Here is a 23463-nt window from a genome sequence, read left to right on the forward strand (position 1 = left end):
CTTTACTCCCGGGCCGTCTGGCGCGGGAGGGCTTTGTACAAATTTACGCTCCTCCCGCGCCAGACGGCGGGGCAGGAAAGTCCAGAAACGAAGTTACACCACCTGCGAAAGGCCTTGAACATGCAATACAGTTATGACCATTTGATACACGCCCTGGTCCACCAGGTGCAGTCGGTGAAGCGCTACATCCGTATGGACGATGGGATCGTTTTGGGCGCCCTCCCCGCGGACCGGGCCATCCTACGCTTCGACGTGGAGCGTGACTTGCCACACCATGTGGCCGTTGCACGGCACCTTGCCAAATTGGGCATTCCAGCCAGCATGTACGTCCACACGCGACGGAACTGCTTCATGCCGGACCATTTGCGGGCCATTGCCGACCAAGGCCACGAGATCGGTTACCACCATGAGTGCTTGGATCGTTGCAGTGGCGACTTCCGCCAGGCCCGCGACCTATTCCTGCGCGAAGTGGAGCTGTTCGCCAAGGCCGGCTTTCCATTGCGCACGGTTTGCGCGCATGGCGAGGCGGGTCTACCCCGTCGCGGTTACCGCTCCAATGGTGATTTGCTCTTAAAATTTCCAGGGTTGCTGAAGGAAGCGGGCGTCGTAGCTGAGGTTTACGAATGGCGCGACCACCAACAGCTGTTGTATGCATCAGACACCTTTCGCAGTTATAATCACTTCTTCCCCACACTGGAAATGGTTGGGACTCAGTCGCTCCCCATCATGATCCTAGTACATGTCCATCGATGGCGCAGCAACCCGTTCCGCATCGGTCTGGAGGCTGCGAGGGATGTGTACCAGAATGCGGCCAACCGCTTACTCAAGCGTCGCAGGTATCAGCTGGCCTACTGATTAGATTTCGTGCGTCCGATGGTGGGGGCGTCTCTGCGCCTTTGTCGTCCTGGTCATCCCGCTGCCGGCCGTGATAGATCATGGCGAACACCACTAACCGCAGCACGGCTTCCGCCACATTGCCGATGCAGATGGAATAAGCGGCACCGATCAAACCCCATTTGGGGACCAGGCTGAACATCAGGACGATAATTAACAGCAGAACGCTGAAGTTGATTGTTGGAATCCAGGCCACTTTGGCGAATTTAGTGATCAGCGGCCGGACGAATGCGATCACGAAGTTCGCGGGTATCATCCAGATCAAAATGGGAAACAGGCCCACCGCACGATTGCCAAAGCCGGGGAACAGCAGACGCAACATCAACGGCGAGAGGAAATAGAAAAACAGCATGCCTCCCGCCCCAAGCGCAACCATCATACCAAGGATTAGTCGATAAGTGTTTCGTGAGATCTCCTTGACCGAGTTGTACTTTGAGATCATGCTTAAAAGAAGAGCGCCACTGTTGGATACCGGCGTGACAAACAGGTAGACGATTCCGGTGGCGGCGAACAAGTCGGCCACCGCTTCATTATCCCAAAAGATTCGCAAAACTATTCTGTTCAAATGTGGTCCGGCCTGCACTAACATGCCAGCCAAGGTCATGTGGAACCAAACGCCCTTCAGCACGGTTGCCAGCTCCGCCTGCGGGGTGACGTGTGGTTCCCTGAATCGGCGTTGGGCGAGGAAGTACAAGAGATAGTTGCTCAGCATCATTCCCGCAGCCAAACCAACCACACCGCCAATGGCACAACCCACGACTCCCATAAACGCCGTCGCCAGCGAAGCGGCAAGATACCATAAGGATCGCGACTTGAATTGACGTCTGAACCTAAGTGGGGTCATAACCAGCATTATTTGATTTTCCGCATATAACGACATTCCGAGAAAAATAACACATAAGTATGTTTTAACATCAAAAAATCGCTCGTAGTACATTATGGAAGAAATAAACAATAATGCAACGACAACCGCTATAATTAACTTACAGCTCAATCCCAGGGCCGTTCTCACCAATTTACGCTGTTGATCCTCGCCATAACGTGACATATTCCTCAACAGCCCCACCGCAAGTCCATTAGCAGGATTGACACCTATGATCAGCACGGCACTTAGCGCGGTTGCAAAGAGACCGAACTCCCCTTTGCCGACTAGGTGTGCGGCGATGGGAAACAAGAGCAGCCGAGAGACACCTGTCACCGCTCCTTGTTCGACGAAATTCCAAAAAAGGTTTGGAACCTGCCGTGTAAGTTGTTCGATATAGTGGCGCATGCTTCAATCAGTCCAAATAAAGCTGATTGTTCGAGTCCTGCTTACTCTTACCCTGCCAATGATTGTTGGAGGAACGCCGTGGACGCGGCACGTTCCCGCGACAAGACCATATCGGTTTGAGCGAAATCAACATGCGGCACGATTTGCCTCAATTCATCCTGTTCATATAGAATGCGATGGGATAAGCCAATATTGCACAGAAAACTTGTCATGCGGCTATTGACTGCACCTCCCTTCCTGAGTATGGTATAGAATGGCTTGCGGAAATTGACAGCAAAGGCCGTGCCGTGGAATGAGGAGCTGATAATGAAGGCAGCACCCTGAAACAGGCCCAGGAACTCAGCCGGCCCGTTGCCGAAAGCGTAACTCACGCCGAATTCGAGACCCTCGCGGATGTGGCCGCGCGGAATGCGGATGATCCGCGCACCAAGGCTCTTGGCCACCCGCACGGCGACATCGTAGATGTACTTGGAGTAAACCCGGCTATAAATCACGACATATCGTCCTTCTGCGTACGGGCGAGCCACCTCCCGCCAACCATCAGGCGTGATGAGCAAGGTGGGGTCCAACACCACCTGGGCTTGGCGTCCGGTCAAGTCCCGGACGATTGCGACGCCCTCATTCTCACGCACGGAAATGTTCTGGATGTTGGCCAGCCACCGTCGGTAATCCTCCCTCATGTCCTCGGGAAGCATGGTGATACCGAAGCTGGCCGCGTATGAAAACCGCTTCGATGCAGGCGGGGCGAAAGTGAGAAAGTATGGCTCTGGCGAAGTGATCCGAGTTTGCGGATTCCAGACTTGATCACTGCCGGTGACAAAGGTATCGTAATCAAGATCGATAGAATAAAGATCGTCAACACAAGCGAACTTCTGCTGTGAGACAACTAAATGTTGTTCTTTAAATTTTTGAAAACCACGACGCGTCAGTCGCTCATTTTTGTACCCAAATAAGCGTTCCATTTTTTTATAGAGATAATTGTTGAGCTTTGTTTGGCTGCTGTGCATCCGGTGCGCGGCCTTTCGTGCGCTATATCTGACCGGTTGTCGCGCTTGGGGATCGTCCGGCGACAGCACATCTAGGATTTCGCAGGTATAACCCAGTGAAGAGATTTTTCGCTGCAACGCATATGCTTGCAATTCCGCACCGAAATTCAATCGGTTAAAGAAGGTCAAGGTCGCGACTTTTCCTTTCGGCATCATTGTTTCCCCTGTTTGATCGTGAACTAATCTGCCCTTCCTGCATTGGCGACTGGCATGATTAAAAAAGGAAGATAGTTTATTGTGCCCAACTGAGTTTCAACACGATGATCTATCATCCTTCCGGCAATCACGTCATCTTGTGTTGTTCCCCAGTAGTTCTCAGTGACATCAACAGTACCTGACACAACCTTTACAAAGTTCGCCTCGTTACTAATGTTGTTTTGCCTGATATTATTTCTACCATATAGCGCGCTATGAAAGTAAATAACATACCGTTCTTGTCCTGCGAAGTCGCAATATGTGATGTTTAGATCATTTCTTTGACGCTCATAGATATGGTAAAAATTGGCGTAAAAATCTATATAAGTGGCATGCAAAAAATCCTCGCCATGACAATATAGGCCAACATTTGAGCAATGCGATATTTCTCCATTATCAATGATCATTCCTGATCGAATATTATAAATTCCTATCTCACAGTTACTAATTGTGAATCTTGTCATAATCAATGAATCAACATTATTAGAGCAATACAGTCCATATTGGCTATTCATGATGGTCAAATCTTCAATTTCCGCCCTCGCCACGTTGTCGCAATAGATACTATAAATTTCGTTTTCATCCATGGTTAACCTGCTTAACATCACCCGTTGAGCCGCACGGATCTCTAGGCCTATTTGTCCACCCTCGATGTCCACATTATCCAGCGCCAGCGTCCCTTCAGCATGCTCGTACTTTAAACTATACCATGGCCCTGCACCCAAGCGCTTCACAACCAAGTGGGCATCGTCCTCCAAGAGTATCATAGGAGGCAACTTGCAAGTAGCCCCCTCAGCCAAGCGGAATTCCACCTCGCCGCGGATCACCAATCCAGCGTCGTTCCCTTCATACAAAAACGCCAAATCACCTTCGATGGTTACGCGCTCGTTGGGGCCAAAGCTCGCCGCTGTGGTCTGATCGCCCAAGACGGTCACATTCCTCCACGTGGTTCCCTCATCCTTGTGACAGGCCATCGCAAGAAGCAGCAATGACAAGGGCATGATATGACTGGCTCTCATAATCGGCTCCCGTGATTCATCTCGTCGCGCATTGTATTCTGCATTTGCGAGGCGCGCAAGACTCGGTTATAAAGCTGAAGTAGATTGAGCACCTGTCGATTCAGGTTGTAGGTCTCCAGCACTGTTTGGCGCCCCCGAGTGCCCATCGCCTGTCGACGTGATGGGTCGTCCAGCAATGTGATGATAGCCTGGGCGATGTCCCCTGGGCGGGAAGTGTCCACTACAAGGCCAGCTTGCGTATCGTTCAGGATCTTCACCAGCTCCGGAAAGTCCTGCGCTAGTACCGCCACCCCACAGAACATGTACTCGAAGATGCGGTTAGGGATGGTCACACGGTTGTTCACATTGTCTTCGTAAAAGACACAGCCAATGTGGGCGTTCATGAGGCGCATGAAATTATCCTTCCAGGGCAGCATGCCCTCCAAACATAGGTTCTGCTCCACACTAAGGTGGCGGGCCAGCTCCCGCAGCACCTGGTCGTATCCGGCTGGTTCATAACGGCCCACGAACGCGAACACCGTGTCCGGGTGTTTGGCCAATACCTCCGGCATAGCCTGGATGGTCTGGCGGCAGTGCCGATCATCCGAATGCGTGCCCGAAGTGTAGACAGTGGGCGGCAAGGGCTTGACCTCTGGAACCTCTACATCCACCAACCGCTTGATGTCCGGCACGTTCTGGACCAGAACGCCATCTCGCCGCACGCCATCGGACATGGCCAGGATGCTGTCCGAAACGGCCACCACCCCCGCGAACTGGGCTATACACCAGCACTCTATGGCCGTGTACATGCCTCCGGCCAAGCGTGCCATCCATCCCGGCAAGCCCCACATGTGGAAGCGGACCACATGGTTTTCATGTTTGTCATAGATCACGGGTCGTCCCTGCCACGCCAGAAGCACCATCCACGGTAACAAATCGGGGTCGTGGAAATGGTACACGTCAGCCTTCACGCGGCGGGCCAGACGCAGTGCATCCCAGCAACTGAGGATTCGGCGACGCAGGCCCCGCCGCTCGGGAATCGGCAGGATCTCCACGCCATTCAAGGTCTCGGCCTTGTCATGGGTAATGATAAGGGTTACGCGGTGGCCTATGCGCACCAAGGCCCGGCAGGTGCGCTCGTAGATCCGCGCATCGTACATGGGGTGCATGCTTGTGATCTGACAGATATGCAGGAGCGGGGTCACAGGGGAACGTTGTCCATTCATGGCAGCATGGGTCCAAACACTTGGTGTATAGTCGAGCAGCGCGCCTCCGCGAGCAGCTTCCCCAGTTTACCTTCCGTCTGTTCCCGGTTGCGAAGCTGAGATCTGAAGACCCTCCGGATGGCGTGCTCCTCTGCACGGGATAGGTCGATGGGCATGCACCAAAAGGAGAACTGGCTGTCAAGTTCGTAAGGATGCAGGTAGATCACCGCCGGCCGCTGTTCGCGTTCCAAGCGGGCCAAGGCCCAGCGGCTGTATGCATAGGGAAGATGGCGGAAGTACCCGCCCCCCAAGGCCGGCAGGCGCAAGGGCCCCAACTGCACGACCGACAAGGGAATCTCTAACAGCTCCCCGCCGGACCCGACGGTCACTCGGTGGGCGCCCGGGGAAGCCTCTGGCACGCCATAGCGCGTTCCCCTGAAGGGGTATATAGAGCTGGAATAGCGAAACCCCGCCTGTGAGATCGCATCATAGGCCCACCACGTGGCCTTAGTAATGCTCATGGCCACGGCCCGGTAGCCCAGGACCTCCTGTCCGCTCAGATCCTGCAACAAGGCGCGTGCCCGGCGCAGGCTCTCGCCATAGACCGTGCGCTCCTGTTCAAAGACGCGGTGGTGGTGCCAGCCGTGGACGCCCAACTCGTGACCCTGCTCATGAATGCGCTTGACGAGGTTGGGAAAGGCCTCCGCCACTTCGCCAAGGACGAAGCACGTGCAGTGCACGCCCCTTTCCTCGAGTAGGCCCAGCATACGCTCCGTCAGGCGAACCACATCTTGGTGCGGGGGTACAATACGTCCACAAACGTGCAGCAGGCAACCAGACGAAAAGTCCTCCACATCCACCGACACAGCATGCAGCATTTGCGTCATAGAGTGTCCCAATCTGCAATGCTCTGGAACCAATGCTTCCGCTCCCTCAACTGCGCGAGGTCCTCTTCGCCCAGGCCTGGAGCCGGTCGATAAACGGTGTAGAAACGTTTAGGTGCGAGGCCTGGCGCTAGGACCCGCATGCCCAGGCGGCGCAACTGGGCCTGCTGGCTCTGGCTGGCTACCACCGCCATCACAAGGTCTGCGCCCAGGTCATGCAGCGCTGTCAGGAGATCTACACCGCAGGCGATGAGGGCGTCGTCATCCATGCCGAGCCAGTCGACCAAGTACCCCACCTGCAAGCCCTCGCGCATCTCCAAGGCGCCCACCGCCCAGGCGAGCCCCCTGCCCTGCAGATCGGTGGCCAAACGCACCAAATATGGCGGACGTCCCGGCGTGGCGTAGCGCCAGTGGAGCCATACCTCATCTCGCTGCTGTACCAAGCCGGGCCAATGGGCTTGGTGGGCTATCGCCACTTCCGCCAAGCGGGGATCATCCGGCTCGGCCTGTTCAACTCTTGTCCCTTGCACTGACGGCAAGCGTCCAATCACGAAACGCAGTGACCATGCACATGTGGAAGCTAACCAACGGGGCGCACGCCGTCGCAGCATCGACTCCGGCCGCCGGCTCCATACATGCAGGCGGCGTTCCCCAGGCTCTAAATAGCCAGCTTTGATAAAGCCGCGGCGACTGCGATCATTGGGCATGGTCCACACCAAAGCCGCCCCCCGCCGCCACGCCTCCTCCTCGCAAGCCTGCACCAAGGCCGAGAAGATGCCCCGACGACGGTAGTCGGGGTGTACCATCACACCCGTCAGGACGCCTGCAGTGACGGCCCGTCCCCCCAGTAGATGGGTCGTCAGCTCCATTGGCTGCATGCCTACGAGGTGGTCACCATCCACGGCCACTGACATTCCCTGCGCTCCGTCGCCCAAACCGAAGTGCCAATGGTCGAAGGCCGCCTGGGTCACCCCCGCCGTGCCATAGCAGGCAACGACCAGGGCGGCGACACCTGCCCGGTCGGCATGGGGGTCGACGGCACGAATCCGCCATGTCATGGGGTCCCTCCGCGGCCGGCCAACACATGGCCCTCTATTGTGCGCCGGCCGGTAGCGTGGATCTCAGCCCTGTACATTGCCCACGGCGTCCAATTGTACTGCCCTCCTCGACGGGCAGGTCACCAGCCAGGTGGCCTTCTGGCCATCCTCGAACACGACGTCCACGGGAATGCTGGCGTGCTCCAGGGGAGCCGTGCTTTCCACGCGCAGGCCCTCGGCTGCAAAGGCAATCTTCACGCTGGCACGGTCGCTTAGCACGTCCCGCCAGTAGACACCCAAACCGTACACCGTGTTGATCCAGAAATCACCCGAAAATGCGTGCAGGACGTGGCGCAGGATGGCCTCGGTGAGCCGTGGTCCCACCCACCCCGTGAACTGCCGCATGTGCTGGTGGCACATGAAGATTACGGGGATGGCCTTGCGCATGGCGCGGTGAATCCAGAACAGGTTCATCCAATAATGGAAGATGTGCTCGGGATCGCCGGGATAACGTTTGGTTAGCTCCACAGCCTGTCGAGCGCCCGGCGCCCAATGCGGGGGCGGCTGCAGCAGGACATTATGCTTGGTCCGCACGTCGGAATCGGACAGCACTTCGCAGCCCGCCGCTTCCATGGCCTTGGGTGTGAAAGCATCGTTGGTGCGGTCGGGCATGGCCCAAGATTTCGGCGTGAACCCGAAATGCAATTCGCTCATGCGCCGCATCTCCAGTGCGTTGTCGCGCTGCTCCGCCAGCGAACCTTCATTGTCGCTCAGCCACCGGTAACGGCCAGCACCCATGCGGGCGTCCAGCTTCCATCCGTTCTCCTCCGCCGTCGCTGTGTCCGTACCGTAATGCAGGTGGCCGTGGTTGCCTAGCTCGATTAGATAGGGCAGGGAACTGTCGAAGGGATAGCTGGCGCGGTGCCGCAGCTCCACGTGTTCATTCATCCACGAGATGAAGCGCGGGATCTGGTCCGCGCCACGGTCGATGCCGTAGTACGCGGCCCAGCGGGTCGCCTCCTCTTCATCCAGCGACAGCCGGGACGAGAGGTACATGGTTTGCGGCATGCGGTAGCGTGACGCTATGTCAAAGGTCAGGGTCAGCCCCTCGATGGACTGACACGTAGAGGTGTCGTAAATATCCATGTCGCCACGCCAGGCGAAGGCTGATGTGCAGGCTCCGGGCCAGCGGGTAACAGCAGCCGATGTAATCCGGGGTGCCCGTGCGAGGACGGCCTCGACAGCCAAGTTGGCGCGCCAAGTGCTCTCGCCCCATTCGCAGGTCAAGTCGATGTGTGAGCTGGCAGCGGCGGCCACCGCCTCGAAGTCAAGATCCACGCGATGGATCTGGCCGGTCTTTAGCACTCCCAGCTGTCGTTCAGCTTCCCCCAACAACTTCACGCCATCCCCCGTGGCCACCCGCAAGCGCTGGGCGGTCTGCGTAGGAGTAATGGTGTGGTTGCCCACGACGACCTGCACGCGCCAGCGGCGGCCCACCGCCATTGTGCCCATGGAATACGAGGGGCGCCGCTGAGTGAAGGGACCTATAATAGTAAAGGTCAACTGCGGATGCATTGAAGGGGCGGGATAGGCACGGGCCAACCCGCGGCTGCAAGCAGCATTCGTCGGTTCGGGGCCGATTGTGTCCCGGGTGTTCCAGACTTCGTTCATGAACCGCCGTTCTTGGCGGGTTAACTGAAGCGACCATACTAGCAGAACAACTGATAAGGCCAAGACGAACACTACATCTAATCCTCCCCACCATAGGGCCAAGAGGCCGACCATAACCGCCGCAGTCTCGAAGCGGTGCCGGGGAACACCCAGCTTTTTGGGTCCCACCTCGCCCACGATGTTGGCAATGTAGAACAGCCAGCCCAACCTACCAGGAGCCAGCCAAACGAGGCGCTGCACCACATGGAAGGCCACCAATGCGATGCCCAAAAGCAGTTGAATCATCCTCACGCGAAAGGTTCCCAGCTAAGTAGTTCGTAGGCTTGGCCCCTGGCCACAGCTTCGATGACGCGGACATAGCGGCCTAGGATGTCAGGTAGCAGGAGATGCTCTTGCACGAATCGTCGCCCGTTGCCTCCCATGGTATCGCGGACAGTGGGGTCCGCCGCCAAGTCCAGGATCGCAGCGGCGAGGCCCTTGGCGTCAAAGGCCGGCACTACGCGACCGGCTTGGTGGGCGGCTATGATTTCCGCCTGTTGTCCGCCCATGGCCGCGACAATGGGCTTGCCGGACCCCATGTAGTCCATCAGCTTGTTTTCGAAGTAAATGTGGATTAGCGGACTCTCGAAGAGCGACATAAGGCAGATATCGGCCGCCGCGATCAACCCGGGTATCCTACCTTTTGGCACAGGATCGTGGAAGTACACGTGTTGCAGCCCCAGCTCACGAGCCAGGGCTATGGCCCTCGGCTTGGTCTGTCCGTATCCGACAAAGTCGAAGCGGATGCCCCTGTCTGCCGGCACATAGGCAGCAGCCCGCACTAAGGTGTCCACGGCCGTTACTTCTGTGTGGGTACCAGTAAACAGGCATACAATCGAGCTGTCCCAACCTAAGGCGCGCCGCTGCTCTTTGCGCTCGCCTTCCTCAACCTTGAACAAGTCTGGGTCGAAGCCGTTGGGAAACACGTCCACACGTCGCGGATCTAACCCCTTGCGCAGCAGCTCGACCTTGATGCCCGGTGTAATAGAAACGATGCGGTCCGCGCTGTTGTACAAGGAGTTGGCTAATGCATGGAGAGGCCTAGCCTGCCATGAACGGATGGCCCCCTTGACCTCAAGGGCGTCGGGCCAAAGATCCCTTACCTCCAGCAGCCAAGGTACCCCGTACTTGCGGGCCACTCGCCGGCCGGCCCAGGCGGCAAACAGGGGTTGCACGGAAGCCAGCACAATATCCGGGCGAGGCAACGTCGCCGCCACTTGGAGAGCGGGTCTGACATAGCCGAGATAGTTCTTCAAACGGGCGGCTAGGCTCCTACGCAAGCCAGAATGTTCCTTCACGCGATGGACAAAAACGCCTCCTCCGCTGATGGTGGAGATAGCCTCCTCCGGCTCCGCCTGCTCACTGTAGACGTTGAGGTCGCTGGCCACCACATGCACGTCATGCCCCGCATCAGCCAAGGCGACCGACAGTTTGCGGGGTTGCATGCTGCCTGGCGCTGCCGGGCCAGTATAGTATTGCTTATACACGTGGATGATCACCTGCGGCACTCCCCGAAGGTGCGGATGCGATCGATCACCCGATGAATGTCGGAGTCCGTCAAGGCACTTCCCGAGGGCAGGCAAAGGCCGCCTGCGAAGAGCTGCTCGGCCACGGTGCTGCCGAAGCAGCGACTGCCGCGGAAGACAGGCTGCAAATGCATGGGCTTCCACACGGGCCGGGTCTCGATATCGTCCGTCTCCAAGTGCAGGCGCAAGGTCTCTGGATCCACACCAAACTTGTCGACGTCGATCTGGATCACGGTGAGCCAGCGGTTGTGACCAGCCCACGGAGCCTCGGGCATGAAAGTAATGCCCGGCACATTATCCAAGCCTAGGCGATAGGCTTCGAAGATCCGCCGCCGTGCGGCCACACGCACGGGCAGCACACGCAATTGCGCCAAGCCGATGGAGGCCAACACGTTGCTCATGCGGTAATTGTAACCCCACTCCTTGTGCTCATAGTATGGCTTGGGCTCACGTGCTTGCTGCGATAAGTTACGGGCGCGGTCTATTAGGTCCCTATTCGCCGAACAGAGCATACCGCCGCCCGAGCTGGTGATGATCTTGTTGCCGTTGAAGGAGAAGATGGCGGCGTCCGCGTCCAGTCCCACAGGCCGTCCTTTGTATGTGGTCCCCACCGCCTCTGCGCAATCTTGTAACACGGGGATGCCACGCTCGCGGCAAAGGGCCAGTATGGGGTCCATATCTGCAGGATGGCCGTACAAGTCCGTGGGAACTACGGCAGACACGCGACGCCCTTCCCGTTCACAGGTTGCTAGAGCCTCCGCAAGGACGTGTGAATCCATGCACCAGCTCTCTCGATCCGCGTCCACGAAGGCCAGCTCGGCCCCTTGGTACAAGGCAGAGGCGATGCTGCCGATGAATGTAAGCGTGCTGGCTAGCACTGTGGTTCCCGGCCCCACCCCAACAAGGCGCATGGCTAGATGCATAGCGGCCGTGCCACTGCATAAAGCCAGTGCATTCCCATGATCAAGTAGTTCACAGAATTCAAGTTCGAAGGCGTCGACCATGGGCCCCAGGGGTGCAATGTAATTCGATTCAAAGGCCTGTTGAACCAGAGCCAGTTCGGTGCCATGCATATGAGGTGGCGAGAGAAATAGTCTAGCCATGGTTCACCTTTTCACGTTATAACGATACTTGGGGAAGAAACTCTCAGGCACATCATCAATTCCGTGCACGATCTGGTTGCGCTCGCAAAGGGTTTCGTAGGCGGCCCCATCCACAACAATCCGTTGCGTGCTATACGGATATATCACTTGTGAGAAGCCAAGTTTGAATTGAAAAAGCTCGTCATCACGGCCACCCAATCCTCCTCCCAAGTTAAGCCATTCGGCACCAGATTCCGCATAATACTCAAAAGCTTTGTAAAACATGAGTTTCGATGGCGCCCAGTTGAGATGGTCATCCGTGGTGCCGCCAAGGTGATATTGGACAATACCGCCAGTTCGCACGAATAGACCACCGGCGACGACCTTTCCCGCTGGGTTCAGAACCGATATCAAAGCGACATTCGGGCTCAGAACACGACGAAAATCATCGAAATATGCCCCACTGAAGAAGTAATAGCGAGCCGCATTGACTCGGGTCATTGTCTGCGCGTATAGTTTTTGAAATACAGTATAATCTTCCCAGTGGTTAATTCGGACTTCGAAACCAGCCTTCTGGAGTTTTCGGATTGCACGTTTGTGGCTGTTCCGCATGCCCTGCTCAAAAGTGGCCAGATCTTGCCGAAGATTGATCATTACAGTGTTGCCATGCTTGAAGATCTCCCCCATGGCGCTGGCTGTCTCTGAGAAACAGCCCAGCAACGGGTGGTTGCGGAGAAATAGTGATACAATGTTATTCTGATAGCAGTAATGTTTTAGAGCCTTCATCAACTCATTCACTTGTGATTCGAAAACAGCATAGACTAGTGGTCCAGGATAGCCATATGGACTATATGCATCCCAAAGTCTATTTTCGGTAAGAGTCGTTGGTACGAGCCGCAGCAGAAGTGGAACGAACAATTCAGTTTCCCCCAATGTGATGTGCAGTGCAAGTGAACGAACTTCTTCTTCGCGTGCGCATAGCTTAAGATAGCCCGGCAGGTGATAGAAGTCATGGGGCAATCTTCCCAACACACGTTCCAGCTCCGCAGGTTGATCCAACAAATCCCGAATCCTGCTTCGAATTCTTAAGGCGGGCACCCCGACTCGAGTTTCATATCCTTCACTGTCAACGATCTGCACGCTACCCGCTCCGAGTATTGTCCAGGGACGGATCCGCAGCTGAGGCAATACGCAGCATCCAACTCCTGCGAAAACACCCTCCTCAATATTGGCACCACCGCCCAAATGGACCCCAGGACACAAGTGGACATGATTCTTAATCAGGCAGTCATGGTCGACACTGCAGGAAGTGTTGAGAATCACGTTGCAACCGATAGATGCTCCAGTATTGACCACAACTCCGGCTGCAATGAAGGTGCCCATTCCTATTGGAACATCATCGGCAATGACCGCCGAAGGATGGATTACTGCTCGAACTTGCACTCCAGATTTAACCAACCAATGAAACACTGTCATCCTTAATTGGTTGCTGCCAAAACCAATGATAACACAGTCGCAGCCACCTGCGCCAAACATAGTTGAAGCGATCGGGCCATACACTGGCCGGCCAAGGCAAGTCTGGCCATGTAACTGAACATCGTCATCTAGAAATCCGACCAGTTGCAGTTCTCCACCCGACTTCTCGGTGCACAGCACGGCATCCCCGATCACCCGGCCATGCCCGCCAGCCCCTAGCACCATAATCCTAGTCTTGGGCGAATGACCAATAAACTCGGGCATGGTGGCGTACCTTGGATGGCTGATGCCCTCCCTTCTCACCACAAGAGAAACGGTCTTCCAAAGAATCCAAAAGTCAAGCATCAGGGAGTGGCGCTCAACGTACTCCACATCGTGCTCGAAACGCTCCTCCCAACTCAAGGAGTTGCGGCCTCGGATCTGCGCCAAACCCGTAATCCCGGGCTTCACCTCATGGCGACGGGCTTGGCGCGGGGAATAGCGTGGAATGTACTCGACCATCAAGGGGCGCGGACCCACCAAGCTCATCTTACCACGCATCACCAACAGCAATTCAGGCAGCTCGTCAAGCGATGTGGAGCGCAGCCACGCGCCAAACGGAGGAATGCGCTCCTCATCTGGCAGCAGGCGGCCCTGTGCGTCACGGGCGTCCGTCATGCTGCGGAACTTGACCAGTTCGAACAAAAGCCCATGCAGCCCCGGCCGTGTTTGCCTGAATAGAACCGGACGCCCTAGTTTAAATGCGATGGCCAGGGCCAATCCCATGAACATCGGCGCGAGCAACACAAGGGCGACCGCCGAGGCGCCGATATCAAACAAGCGTTTACCTGCCCGCCGGTATAGCCCTTGGCGCTCTAACCGCGCGGACGCCCAGCCGGAATCTGGAATCACCTCATGAACTCCATCAAGACGCCCACCACTTCCCGCTGCTGGTCTTCCCGCAGTTCCGGGTAGATGGGAATGGCCAGGGACTGGTTGGCGGCGCATTCGCTGACGGTAAAGTCGCCCGGGCCGTGACCCAGGTTGGCGAAGCAGTCCTGCAGGTGGAAGGGCACGGGGTAGTAGACCTCGTTGCCGATGCCGCGCGAGTTCAGGAAGGCGCGCAGCTCGTCGCGGCGGTCCACGCGCAGGACGAACTGGTTGTAGATGTGGCGGTCGCCCGGCCGCGCCCAAGGCAGGATCACGCCCCTGCGCCCCGCCATGTCAAGGGTCGCCGGGTCCAGGCCGGCCGGATCCACCACCAACCCGGCTTCCGCCAGCAGGCGCCGGTAGCGCTCGGCGTTGGCCTGGCGGGCCGCCGTCCACTCGTCCAGCTTGCCCAGCTTGACTGTGAGCACGGCCGCCTGGATGGCGTCCAGGCGGAAGTTGCCGCCGATGACGCGATGGTAGTACTTGGGCTTGCCCCCGTGGACGCGGAGAATCTCCAGGCGGGCGGCCCGCTCCTCGTTCTGGGTGACCACCATGCCGCCGTCCCCCACCCCGCCCAGGTTCTTGGAGGGGAAGAAGCTGAAGCAGCCGTACTGGCCCAGGCCGCCCACGCGCCGGCCCTGATACTCCGTGCCGATGGCCTGGGCGCCATCCTCGATGACCGTCACGCCATGCCGGGCGGCGATCTCCACGATGGGGGCCAAGTCCGCACTCTGCCCGTACAGGTGGACGGGAATGATCGCCTTGGTGCGCGGCGTGATGGCCGCCTCCAGGCGCGCCGGATCCAGGTTGAAGCTGCGCGGCTCGATCTCGACGAAGACCGGCGTGGCGCCCAGGCGGACCGGACAGCCGGCCGTGGCGAAAAAGGAGTAGGGCGGCGTGATCACCTCGTCCCCGGGGCCGACCCCCTCGGCCATGAGGGCGATGAGCAGGGCGTCCGTGCCGCTGGAGACGCCGCAGGCATGGGCGGCGCCCACATAGGCTCCCACCGCCTCTTCCAGCTCCTTCACCTTGGGCCCCAGGATGAAGTGTTGGGACTCCAGCACCTCCAGCACCGCCCGGTTGATCTCCTCGCGCTGGGTGGCGTACTGCGCCTTCAGGTCGAGCAGGGGAACACCCATCCTCAGCTTCCTTTCCTGTGCTCCTGGTCCAATGGTTTCGCTCAAGCTGTCAGCCGCCCGCCGTGGACGATCTCGTCGTAGAAGCGGCCGCCGTTGCGCAGCTCGTCGGGCAGCGGCGCCTCCTCGTCGAAATCCAGGCAGCGCAAGACGCCCGCCTCCACTTCGCGGTAACGCAGGCCGCTTTCCGGACAGGAGTAGACCCCCTCGGCGTCGGGCTGGCCCAGCGGCAGGCCGTGGCGGCTCACCCAGCCGATGCGGCGGGCGGGCACGCCCACCATCAGGGCGTAGTCGGGCACGCTCTTGGCCACCACGGCGCCGGAGCCGATGAAGCAGTAGCGCCCCAGTTCGATGCCGCAGACGATGGTGGCGTTGGCGCCCACGCTGGCGCCGCGACGGATGATGGTCGTCTCGTAGAGGCTGTGGCGGTTGATCTCGCTGCGCGGGTTGGTGACGTTGGTGAGCACGCAGGAGGGGCCCAGGAAGACATGGTCCTCGAGAATCACTCCCGAATAGATGCTGACGTTGTTCTGCACCTTGACGCCGTCACCGATGACCACCCCGCCGTCCACGTTGACGTTCTGGCCGAAGACGCAGCGCCGGCCGATCCTCGCCCCCGTCATCACATGGCTGAAGTGCCAGATCTTGGTTCCCTCGCCGATCTCGCAGGGTTCGTCCACCACGGCGGTGGGATGCGCGTAGTAAAGCTTTTCCGCCACACTCCTCTCCTTCATCATCTCAATTGCGCCGCGGAGCCGTGGATTGTAATGAAAGGTCGAACATAAAGCTTCGCCACACGCCTCAGACACCTGCAGTCGCTATGATGCGTCCAGCCATGCGTTCCACTTTCTCCCCCAGGACCCGGGCCGTGGTCCATTTTCCCCCAAAGACAGATAGCAGGCGGCCTTCCTGCTCCAGCACGTACTCGCGGGTCGTCCGCCCCGGATTGGCGCTGCCGACATCCACCAGGGGGCGCAGTCCGGCGAAGCGCTCCCTGATCTCCGTGGCGCGCGCCGCCTGAATGAAGGCCGAGGCATGCACGCCCAGCAGGTAGTTTTCCTCCTCGCCCGAGCAGGCGATGGGCTCGGCCAACCCCTGCCGCACCTCGGTCGTGCCCAGCAGGGTGCCTCCCCGCCAGGGCAGGGCAAAGCAGATGCGCTCCTCACCCGGAACCTGGAGAAAGAAGCCGTCCGCCAGCGGACGATCCAAGACGAGGTGGCTGCCCCGCACCAGGTCCAGGCCATGCCGGGCCGGCACGCCGGAACGGTCCAGCAGGTCCCGGCACCAGGGTCCGGCGGCGTTGACGATCAGGTCGGCCTGCCGCTCCTTGCCCGCCAGGAAGCTGCCGTCGACCGCCAGCCGCTCCACCGGCACCCCCTCATGGATGGTGGCCCCGGCGGCGCGGGCCTGATCGGCGGCCCAAAGGCCCAGGCCCTGATCATCCATCTGCACATCGTAGAACAGGAAGCCCCCCTGCAGGCCCTCCGGCCTCAAATCCGGGGCACGCCGGACCAGGGCGGCGCGGGACAGCCAGGCATGCCGTCCGAGGGTGCGCCGTCCGGCCATCAGGTCATAGAGCAGCAAACCCAGGCGCAGGAGGAGGCGGCTGCGCGACACGCCCCGGTAGATGGGCAGGATGAGGCCGAGCGGCCGGGCCAGGTGCGGCGCCTGGGCCAGCCACCAGCTGCGCTCGCGCAGGCTTTCCCGCACCAGCCCGAACTCGCCCTGCTCCAGGTAGCGCAGTCCGCCGTGGATGAGCTTGGTGGAGGCGCTGCTCGTCTCCCCCATCAGGCGGCCGCGCTCGAAGAGCTCCACCTCGTGACCGGCCCGGGCCAGCGCCCAGGCGCTCATCACTCCGTTGATGCCGCCTCCCACCACCGCGATGCGCGCCCTGCGCTCCTGTGTCATGGCGATCAGTACTCCAGGGGCAGGGAGACTTTCACACCGTCCCGCGCGGAGCGGTAGGCGGCAACCAGCAGCTCAAGCGAGCGCAGGCCTTCGCGCCCGTCCGTCTCGGGCTCCGCCTCGCCGCGCAGGGTCCGGATCACATTGTCGTAATAGAGCGGGTGCCCGAAGCCGTACACGGAGGTGGTCTGGTAGCTTGCATCCTTGATGGTGGCGTCCTCGGGGCGCTGGTCGGCAAACTCCCAGTGCTGGATCTCGTTGACGGCCATGCCCCCCACCCGCACCGTGCCATGCTCGCCCAGGATGGTGATCGACCCCTCCATGTTCCTGGGATAGGACAGCATGGTCACATTGAGGGTGCCCAGGGCGCCGCTGCGCCACTTGATCGACATCACGCCGCTGTCCTCCACCTCGATGCGGCGGGCCAGGGTGGCCGTGTAGGCGAAGACGCTCTCCACTGGTCCGATCAACCAGTCCACGAGGTCGACATAATGGCTGGCCTGGTTCATGAAAGCGCCGCCGTCGAACTCCCAGGTGCCGCGCCAGGCCGCCTGGTCGTAGTATTCCTGGGGGCGCGACCAGAAGACGTTGATGTTGACCATGTAGATGCGGCCGAACCTCCCCTGGCGCACGGCCTGCTTGAGCAACTGCAGCGTGGCGTTGCGGCGGTTCTGCTTGACGATGAAAAGGCGCCGCGCCATCTCATCACAAACCTGCACCATGCGCTTGCCCTCGGCCCAGGAGGTGGCCATGGGTTTCTCGCTCATGACGTGGCGTCCGGCCCGCGCCGCCTGAATGGCCTGGCTGGGATGAAGGCCGCTGGGAGTGCACAACACTACCACGTCGGCGGGGCCGGCCTTGAGCAGCTCCGTCAGTCCGGCATAGCCGGCCGCCCCCGTTCTCTCCACCGCGCGCGCCAAGGCGGCGGGGTCCGTGTCGCAGACGGCTGCGATCTCGGCATGAGCGTCATGCTTCTCGATGGCACCAAAGTGGTTGGCGGCGATGCGGCCACACCCCACCACGGCGAAACGTATGTGCCGATGGGTGATGATTGCGGGGCTGCGCTCCATGTAGCTTCCTTCCATTCCTCTCATTGGTTCAGCAAATTACGTTGTTTTGTCAATGGTGCCGCCGCGACCAGCGCCGGCGACGAACTCGAAGGCCCCGGTCGTATCGGCAGCGCGTCGCGGACAATCCAGCCCGGGCAGGCCATCAAGGCACCTTGGTGGCATGACGATAGCATTTGACGATTGGGCCATTGTGTCTGGGACAAGATGGAAAGGACCTCATGACGCGCATCCTGGTCACCGGCGCCGCCGGCTTCATCGGGTTTCATCTCAGCCTTTCCCTGTTGGAGGACGGCCACGAGGTGCTGGGTCTGGACAACCTGAACAGCTACTACGACCCCGCCCTCAAGGAGGCCCGTCTCGCCCGGCTGCAAGCGCGGAGCGGCTTCCGCTTCACCCGGACGGATCTGGCCGACCGCCCCGCCATGGAGGGCGTCTTCCGCGACTTCCGGCCGCAGCGGGTGGTCAACCTGGCCGCCCAGGCCGGCGTCCGCCATAGCCTGACCCATCCTTACGACTACGTGGAAGCCAACCTTGTCGGCTTCCTCAATGTCCTGGAAGGGTGTCGGCACACCCCGGAGGTGGAGGGTCTCGTCTACGCCTCCAGTTCGTCGGTGTACGGCGGTAACACCAAGGTCCCCTTCTCCGTCGAGGATCGGGTGGATCAGCCCGTCTCCCTCTACGCGGCCACCAAAAAGGCCAATGAGTTGATGGCTCATTGCTACAGCCATCTTTACGACATCAACACCACCGGCTTGCGCTTCTTCACGGTCTACGGCCCGTGGGGACGGCCGGACATGGCCTATTACTCCTTCACCAAGGCCATCCTGGCGGGGGAATCCATCCGCGTCTTCAACCATGGCCGGCTCAAACGGGACTTCACCTACATTGACGACGTGGTGGCGGGCATTCGGGCCGCGCTGGCACGCAACGGGCACTGCGAGCTGTATAATCTGGGCAATAATCGACCGGTGGAGCTGCTGGATTTCATCCGCGTCATCGAGGAGAGCCTGGGAAGAAAGGCTGTCCTGCAGATGGAGCCCATGCAACCCGGCGACGTGTTGGAAACCTGGGCCGATATCGACAGCAGCCGCCGCGACCTGGGTTACGAACCCCTCACACGGCTGGAGGACGGGATTCCACGCTTCACCGCCTGGTACGAAGACTTCCACGGCGTGGCCTGATCCGCGCACAAATCCGGACTCCCATGCGCATCCTGGTCACCGGCGCCGCCGGGTTCATCGGCTACCACCTGAGCAAGTCCCTGCTGTGGGACGGCCACAAGGTGACGGGGCTGGATATCGTCAACGACTACTACGACCCGCGTCTCAAGGAGGACCGCCTGGCCCGGTTGGCGGAGTATCCGGCCTTCCAGTTGGAGCGCCGGGACGTTGCGGACCGGGCCGCCCTGGAACGGGTCTTCCAGACGCACCAGCCGGAGCGTGTGGTGCACCTGGCGGCCCAAGCGGGCGTGCGACACAGCATCAGCCATCCTCATGTCTATGGTGCAAGCAACCTGACCGGCTTCCTCAACATCCTCGAGGCCTGCCGCCACACGCCCGGCGTGGAGGGCCTCGTCTACGCCTCCAGCTCCTCGGTCTACGGTGGCAACACCAAGATTCCCTTCTCCGTGGAAGATCGGGTGGATCAACCCATCTCCCTTTACGCCGCCACCAAGAAGGCCAATGAGCTGATGGCCCACTGCTACAGTCACCTTTACGGCCTGCATGTCACAGGCCTGCGCTTCTTCACGGTTTATGGTCCCTGGGGCAGGCCGGACATGGCCCTCTTCCTCTTCACCAAGGCCATCCTGGCAGGCGAGCCCATCCGCGTCTTCAACAAGGGTGAGATGGCGCGGGACTTCACCTACATCGACGACATCGTGGCCGGCATCCGCGCCGCCATCGAGCGCAACCACCGCTGCGAGATCTTCAACCTGGGCAACCACAAGAGCGAGCGGCTGACCGATTTCATCGCCCTCATCGAGCGCCACTTGGGCCGGACGGCGGAGCGCATCCTGGAACCCATGCAACCGGGCGACGTGCCGGCCAGTTTCGCCGACATCGACCATTCCCGGGAAGGGTTGGGCTACGAGCCCACCACCGACATTGATGTGGGCATCAAGCGCTTCCTCGATTGGTATCTGGACTATTACAAGGAGACCTGTTGAACATGCGCGTTGTCGCCGTGGTGGGGGCCCGCCCCAACTTCATGAAGGTGGCCCCCCTCGCCCGGGCCTTCGCGGACAGCTCCGTGGACTTCAAGATCGTCCACACGGGCCAGCACTACGACCAGGCCATGAGCCAGAGCTTTTTCGACGAGCTGGAGATTCCCCGCCCCGACCTCAACCTGGAGGTGGGCAGCGCCAGCCATGCCGTGCAGACGGCGGAGATCATGAAGCGCTTCGAGCCCGCCTGCCTGGACCTGCGCCCGGACTGGGCGCTGGTGGTGGGGGACGTCAACTCCACGGCCGCCTGCAGCCTGGTGGCGAGCAAGCTGGGCATCCGCGTCTGCCATGTGGAGGCCGGCCTGCGCAGCCGCGACCGCGCCATGCCCGAGGAGATCAACCGGCTGGTCACGGACGTGATCAGCGACCTGCTGCTCACCACCTGCCATGAGGCGGACCGCAATCTGCTGGCCGAGGGCATTCCCGCCGGGAAGATCCACATGGTGGGCAACACCATGATCGACACGCTGGCTCTCATGCTGCCCAAGGCCGCCCGCCGCGGCACGCCGGCGCGCTTCAACCTGCGGCCTGGCGCCTACGGCGTGGTGACCCTCCATCGTCCCAGCAACGTGGACAACCCGGAAATCCTGGCCGACCTGCTGGGCACCCTGGAGATCGTGCAGCGCGAGCTGCCCCTCATCTTCGCCATCCATCCCCGCACCCGAAAGAACATCACTGCCTTCGGCCTGGAGGATCGCCTGGCCAGCATGCCGGGCTTGCAGCTCTGCGACCCGCTCTCTTATCTGGACTTTTTGGACCTCTACCGCCAGTCCCGCCTGGTGCTGACCGACTCGGGCGGCATCCAGGAGGAGACCAGCTGGTTGAGGATCCCCTGCATCACCATGCGGGAGAACACGGAGCGCGGCGTGACGGTGGACCTGGGCACCAACTACCTGACCGGCACGCGGCGGGACAAGGTGCTGGAAGCTTACACCGCCGTGATGGAAGGCCGCGGCAAGCCGGGTGGAGAGATTCCCCTTTGGGACGGCCGGGCGGCGGAGCGGATCCGCACTCTCTTCGAATCCCTGGCCTGAAGGCATTTCCTACCTTGCGCCCCCGCGCGGGACGGCCCCGCGCGCGGAGCACCCTGGGATGGATTGCCCATGTTCACTGGAATCTCCCACGCCGTGGAGCGCGCCATCCGCACCGGCCTGCACATGGCGCTGGACACCTGGCTTTTCGGCTACAACCGCGTCACCTACCACCGCCGGGAGCGCCTGCGGGAGGACCAACAGCAGATCATCGTCTCCAACCACACCAGCCACTACGACGCCGCCGTGCTGCTCTCGGCCTTCCCTTTCCACTGCATGCACCGCGTGCATCCGGTGGCGGCCAAGGACTACTTCTTCTCCAACCGCCTGAAGGGCCTTTTCTTCCGCCTCTTCATGAACGTGCTGCCCATCGAACGCTCGGCCAAGCTGCACGAGGCCTTCGTCCCCACTGAGGAGGCCCTCGCCCGCGGGCACAGCATCATCATTTTTCCGGAGGGGACGCGCAGCGTGGACGGGGAGATCAAGTCCTTCAAGGTGGGCGTGGGCTACCTGTCAGCCAAGTACGGCCTGCCCGTCCTGCCCGTCTACATCGACGGCGCCCACAAGGCCTTCGGCAAGGGCCACAACGTGCCCAAGGCCTTCAAGGTGAGCGTCGTCTACGGCAAGCCCCTGCGCTACGAGGGCGACCCCGCCGACCGGGAGGGCTGGGCGACCTTCGCCGAGCGCCTGCGCGGGGAGATCCAACGCCTGCAGCGTTCCTTCCAGCGGGCCCGGGACAACTTCAACCTCTTCCCGCCCCAGGCCTGAACCATCCACGGATCACGCCGCCTTGGATGGAAGCCCCCGCCTCCCGCCCGACCCCTCCTACTCCTCCCCGATGGGCTGGAAGCGGAACTCCCCCAGCACGCGCTCCAGGCGCCCCTCGAAGCGCTCCAGCCCGTGGTACTGGCGCAGGCTCCGCCAGACGGGCAGGCGCAGGCGGGGCTGCTCCAGATCCAGCTCCCAGGGGTGGACGTAGAGATGGAAGCTGCGTCCGCCGCGGTTCCAGTCCCGCATGTGGGACAAGTTCCAGGCCATGGGCAGGGCGCGCAGCCAGAAGCCGCCTCCCCAGGCCAGCGGTTGCCCCAGGATGCGACGGCCGGCCAGCGGATACTCGCGGATGGATCCGGAGGGAATCGTCACCTGATGGGGGCGGCCCTCCACCAGGTCGCGGCGGCGCTCCGCCGGGACGCCGGCCAGCAGGCGCGGGGAGAGGCGCGCCGCCATCAGGCTGCTCGACCAGGCGAAGCCGGCCGAGCGCAGCGCTTCATAATGGCTTTCGAGGGGCGGCAGGCTGAAATCCGGCGCCCGGTATCCAGGTCCTCCGCCCCAGGCCGCCTCCCAGGGCCGCAGCAAGGCCAGGCTCTCCGCCAGGTCCCGCTGGAAGTCGCCCAGGTCCTGCCGGAAGACGCGGCGGTGGCCCAGCCCGTGGGATGCAATGCGGTGTCCCGCCGCGGCGATCTCGTCGATGAGGGCGGGATGCTGGCGCGCCACCTCGCCCAGGACGAAGAAGGTGGCCTGGGTCTGGAACTGGTGGAAGAGCCGCAGGAGGCGCCGGGTGCCATAGACCACGCGCTGGCCCAACTGCTCCTTGAGCGGCCGGTCTTCCAGCCGCCGCAGCCGGGCTTGCAGATTGGCCGCGTGGTGGGCGCTCTCCAGGTCGACGCTGAGGAAATGGAACCGCATAATGCTCCAAATGGTACCCTGACCCGTTCCTCCGTCGAAGATCCGCCGGGCCTGTCATTCTGCAGAACTGTCATCCTGAGGACTTGTCATCCCAGCGAAAGCTGGGATCCCATCCTTTTTTGACCAGCGCCACGCGTGGCACTTGGTGGCCCGCTATCCCGGCACCGGCGCCGTGAGGC

The 23463-nt window shown here is 60.6% G+C and carries 20 protein-coding genes; 5 read left to right on the forward strand and 15 right to left on the reverse strand.

The genetic code is table 11. The features are described from left to right. Nucleotides 1–174: 174 nt before the first annotated feature. Complete coding sequence (locus Q8O14_12310; protein ID MDP2361510.1) at nt 175–855, forward strand: hypothetical protein; 681 nt, start codon at nt 175–177, stop codon at nt 853–855. Here Q8O14_12310 and Q8O14_12315 read toward each other — a convergent pair. From Q8O14_12315 to Q8O14_12380, 14 genes are all read right to left on the reverse strand, one after another. After that, complete coding sequence (locus tag Q8O14_12315; GenBank protein MDP2361511.1) at nt 824–2164, reverse strand: hypothetical protein; 1341 nt, start codon at nt 2162–2164, stop codon at nt 824–826. The genes Q8O14_12310 and Q8O14_12315 overlap by 32 nt on opposite strands. A gap of 47 nt (nt 2165–2211) precedes the next feature. Further along, a complete protein-coding gene (locus tag Q8O14_12320; GenBank protein MDP2361512.1) occupies nt 2212–3366 on the reverse strand; it encodes a polysaccharide pyruvyl transferase family protein in 1155 nt (384 codons plus the stop codon). A 23-nt stretch (nt 3367–3389) separates the two neighbouring features. After that, nucleotides 3390–4424 carry a NosD domain-containing protein gene (locus Q8O14_12325; GenBank protein MDP2361513.1) on the reverse strand — a complete coding sequence of 345 codons (1035 nt, stop codon included), beginning with the start codon at nt 4422–4424 and terminating at the stop codon, nt 3390–3392. Continuing rightward, a complete protein-coding gene (locus tag Q8O14_12330) occupies nt 4421–5563 on the reverse strand; it encodes a glycosyltransferase family 4 protein (protein MDP2361514.1) in 1143 nt (380 codons plus the stop codon). Before Q8O14_12330 ends, Q8O14_12325 begins: the two co-directional genes overlap by 4 nt. A gap of 62 nt (nt 5564–5625) precedes the next feature. Next, nucleotides 5626–6375, reverse strand: coding sequence for a DUF3473 domain-containing protein (locus Q8O14_12335; protein ID MDP2361515.1), 750 nt, complete (start codon nt 6373–6375; stop codon nt 5626–5628). A gap of 116 nt (nt 6376–6491) precedes the next feature. Further along, nucleotides 6492–7550, reverse strand: a complete 1059-nt coding sequence (locus tag Q8O14_12340) for a GNAT family N-acetyltransferase (GenBank protein ID MDP2361516.1) — start codon at nt 7548–7550, stop codon at nt 6492–6494. A gap of 63 nt (nt 7551–7613) precedes the next feature. Next, complete coding sequence (locus Q8O14_12345; protein ID MDP2361517.1) at nt 7614–9485, reverse strand: hypothetical protein; 1872 nt, start codon at nt 9483–9485, stop codon at nt 7614–7616. Nucleotides 9486–9487: 2 nt separating this feature from the next. Then, complete coding sequence (locus tag Q8O14_12350; protein ID MDP2361518.1) at nt 9488–10738, reverse strand: glycosyltransferase family 4 protein; 1251 nt, start codon at nt 10736–10738, stop codon at nt 9488–9490. Beyond that, a complete protein-coding gene (locus Q8O14_12355) occupies nt 10735–11868 on the reverse strand; it encodes a DegT/DnrJ/EryC1/StrS family aminotransferase (GenBank protein ID MDP2361519.1) in 1134 nt (377 codons plus the stop codon). Before Q8O14_12355 ends, Q8O14_12350 begins: the two co-directional genes overlap by 4 nt. 3 nt (nt 11869–11871) lie before the next feature. Then, nucleotides 11872–14142, reverse strand: coding sequence for a NeuD/PglB/VioB family sugar acetyltransferase (locus Q8O14_12360; protein MDP2361520.1), 2271 nt, complete (start codon nt 14140–14142; stop codon nt 11872–11874). Nucleotides 14143–14210: 68 nt separating this feature from the next. Continuing rightward, a complete protein-coding gene (locus Q8O14_12365) occupies nt 14211–15371 on the reverse strand; it encodes a DegT/DnrJ/EryC1/StrS family aminotransferase (GenBank protein MDP2361521.1) in 1161 nt (386 codons plus the stop codon). A 41-nt stretch (nt 15372–15412) separates the two neighbouring features. Then, nucleotides 15413–16087: an acyltransferase gene (locus Q8O14_12370; protein ID MDP2361522.1), complete on the reverse strand. Its 675-nt coding sequence runs from the start codon at nt 16085–16087 to the stop codon at nt 15413–15415. Between the two features lie 82 nt (nt 16088–16169). Further along, nucleotides 16170–17276 carry an FAD-dependent oxidoreductase gene (locus Q8O14_12375; GenBank protein ID MDP2361523.1) on the reverse strand — a complete coding sequence of 369 codons (1107 nt, stop codon included), beginning with the start codon at nt 17274–17276 and terminating at the stop codon, nt 16170–16172. 5 nt (nt 17277–17281) lie between these two features. Then, the gene (locus Q8O14_12380; GenBank protein MDP2361524.1) at nt 17282–18343 is read right to left on the reverse strand and encodes a Gfo/Idh/MocA family oxidoreductase; all 1062 of its coding nucleotides are present in this window, start codon (nt 18341–18343) and stop codon (nt 17282–17284) included. Between the two features lie 218 nt (nt 18344–18561). Between Q8O14_12380 and Q8O14_12385 the strand changes: the two genes are divergently transcribed. The 4 genes from Q8O14_12385 (at nt 18562) to Q8O14_12400 (ending at nt 22366) form a co-directional block, all read left to right on the forward strand. Further along, the gene (locus Q8O14_12385; protein MDP2361525.1) at nt 18562–19524 is read left to right on the forward strand and encodes an NAD-dependent epimerase/dehydratase family protein; all 963 of its coding nucleotides are present in this window, start codon (nt 18562–18564) and stop codon (nt 19522–19524) included. 23 nt (nt 19525–19547) lie between these two features. Then, nucleotides 19548–20510, forward strand: coding sequence for an NAD-dependent epimerase/dehydratase family protein (locus Q8O14_12390; GenBank protein MDP2361526.1), 963 nt, complete (start codon nt 19548–19550; stop codon nt 20508–20510). A 2-nt stretch (nt 20511–20512) separates the two neighbouring features. Then, on the forward strand, nt 20513–21601 hold the full coding sequence (gene wecB / locus Q8O14_12395) for a UDP-N-acetylglucosamine 2-epimerase (non-hydrolyzing) (protein MDP2361527.1): 1089 nt from the start codon (nt 20513–20515) through the stop codon (nt 21599–21601). A gap of 69 nt (nt 21602–21670) precedes the next feature. Then, on the forward strand, nt 21671–22366 hold the full coding sequence (locus Q8O14_12400) for a lysophospholipid acyltransferase family protein (protein MDP2361528.1): 696 nt from the start codon (nt 21671–21673) through the stop codon (nt 22364–22366). Nucleotides 22367–22423: 57 nt separating this feature from the next. Here the strand turns inward: Q8O14_12400 and Q8O14_12405 are convergent, their stop codons facing one another. Next, nucleotides 22424–23284, reverse strand: a complete 861-nt coding sequence (locus Q8O14_12405) for a polysaccharide deacetylase family protein (GenBank protein ID MDP2361529.1) — start codon at nt 23282–23284, stop codon at nt 22424–22426. Nucleotides 23285–23463: the final 179 nt, after the last annotated feature.

It is taken from the genome of bacterium (assembly GCA_030685015.1).
GTDB lineage: Bacteria > CAIWAD01 > CAIWAD01 > CAIWAD01 > CAIWAD01 > CAIWAD01.

What these genes read in the sequence shown, in the direction of transcription:
- Q8O14_12375 (MDP2361523.1), bottom strand. Translation starts at nt 17,276, where the DNA reads ATGACACAGGAGCGCAGGGCGCGCATCGCGGTGGTGGGAGGCGGCATC.
- Q8O14_12335 (MDP2361515.1), bottom strand. Translation starts at nt 6,375, where the DNA reads ATGCTGGGCCTACTCGAGGAAAGGGGCGTGCACTGCACGTGCTTCGTC.
- Q8O14_12345 (MDP2361517.1), bottom strand. Translation starts at nt 9,485, where the DNA reads ATGATTCAACTGCTTTTGGGCATCGCATTGGTGGCCTTCCATGTGGTG.
- Q8O14_12365 (MDP2361521.1), bottom strand. Translation starts at nt 15,371, where the DNA reads ATGGGTGTTCCCCTGCTCGACCTGAAGGCGCAGTACGCCACCCAGCGC.
- wecB (MDP2361527.1), top strand. Translation starts at nt 20,513, where the DNA reads ATGCGCGTTGTCGCCGTGGTGGGGGCCCGCCCCAACTTCATGAAGGTG.
- Q8O14_12320 (MDP2361512.1), bottom strand. Translation starts at nt 3,366, where the DNA reads ATGATGCCGAAAGGAAAAGTCGCGACCTTGACCTTCTTTAACCGATTG.
- Q8O14_12380 (MDP2361524.1), bottom strand. Translation starts at nt 18,343, where the DNA reads ATGGAGCGCAGCCCCGCAATCATCACCCATCGGCACATACGTTTCGCC.
- Q8O14_12340 (MDP2361516.1), bottom strand. Translation starts at nt 7,550, where the DNA reads ATGACATGGCGGATTCGTGCCGTCGACCCCCATGCCGACCGGGCAGGT.
- Q8O14_12330 (MDP2361514.1), bottom strand. Translation starts at nt 5,563, where the DNA reads ATGTACGATGCGCGGATCTACGAGCGCACCTGCCGGGCCTTGGTGCGC.
- Q8O14_12315 (MDP2361511.1), bottom strand. Translation starts at nt 2,164, where the DNA reads ATGCGCCACTATATCGAACAACTTACACGGCAGGTTCCAAACCTTTTT.
- Q8O14_12355 (MDP2361519.1), bottom strand. Translation starts at nt 11,868, where the DNA reads ATGGCTAGACTATTTCTCTCGCCACCTCATATGCATGGCACCGAACTG.
- Q8O14_12400 (MDP2361528.1), top strand. Translation starts at nt 21,671, where the DNA reads ATGTTCACTGGAATCTCCCACGCCGTGGAGCGCGCCATCCGCACCGGC.
- Q8O14_12405 (MDP2361529.1), bottom strand. Translation starts at nt 23,284, where the DNA reads ATGCGGTTCCATTTCCTCAGCGTCGACCTGGAGAGCGCCCACCACGCG.
- Q8O14_12385 (MDP2361525.1), top strand. Translation starts at nt 18,562, where the DNA reads ATGACGCGCATCCTGGTCACCGGCGCCGCCGGCTTCATCGGGTTTCAT.
- Q8O14_12325 (MDP2361513.1), bottom strand. Translation starts at nt 4,424, where the DNA reads ATGAGAGCCAGTCATATCATGCCCTTGTCATTGCTGCTTCTTGCGATG.
- Q8O14_12390 (MDP2361526.1), top strand. Translation starts at nt 19,548, where the DNA reads ATGCGCATCCTGGTCACCGGCGCCGCCGGGTTCATCGGCTACCACCTG.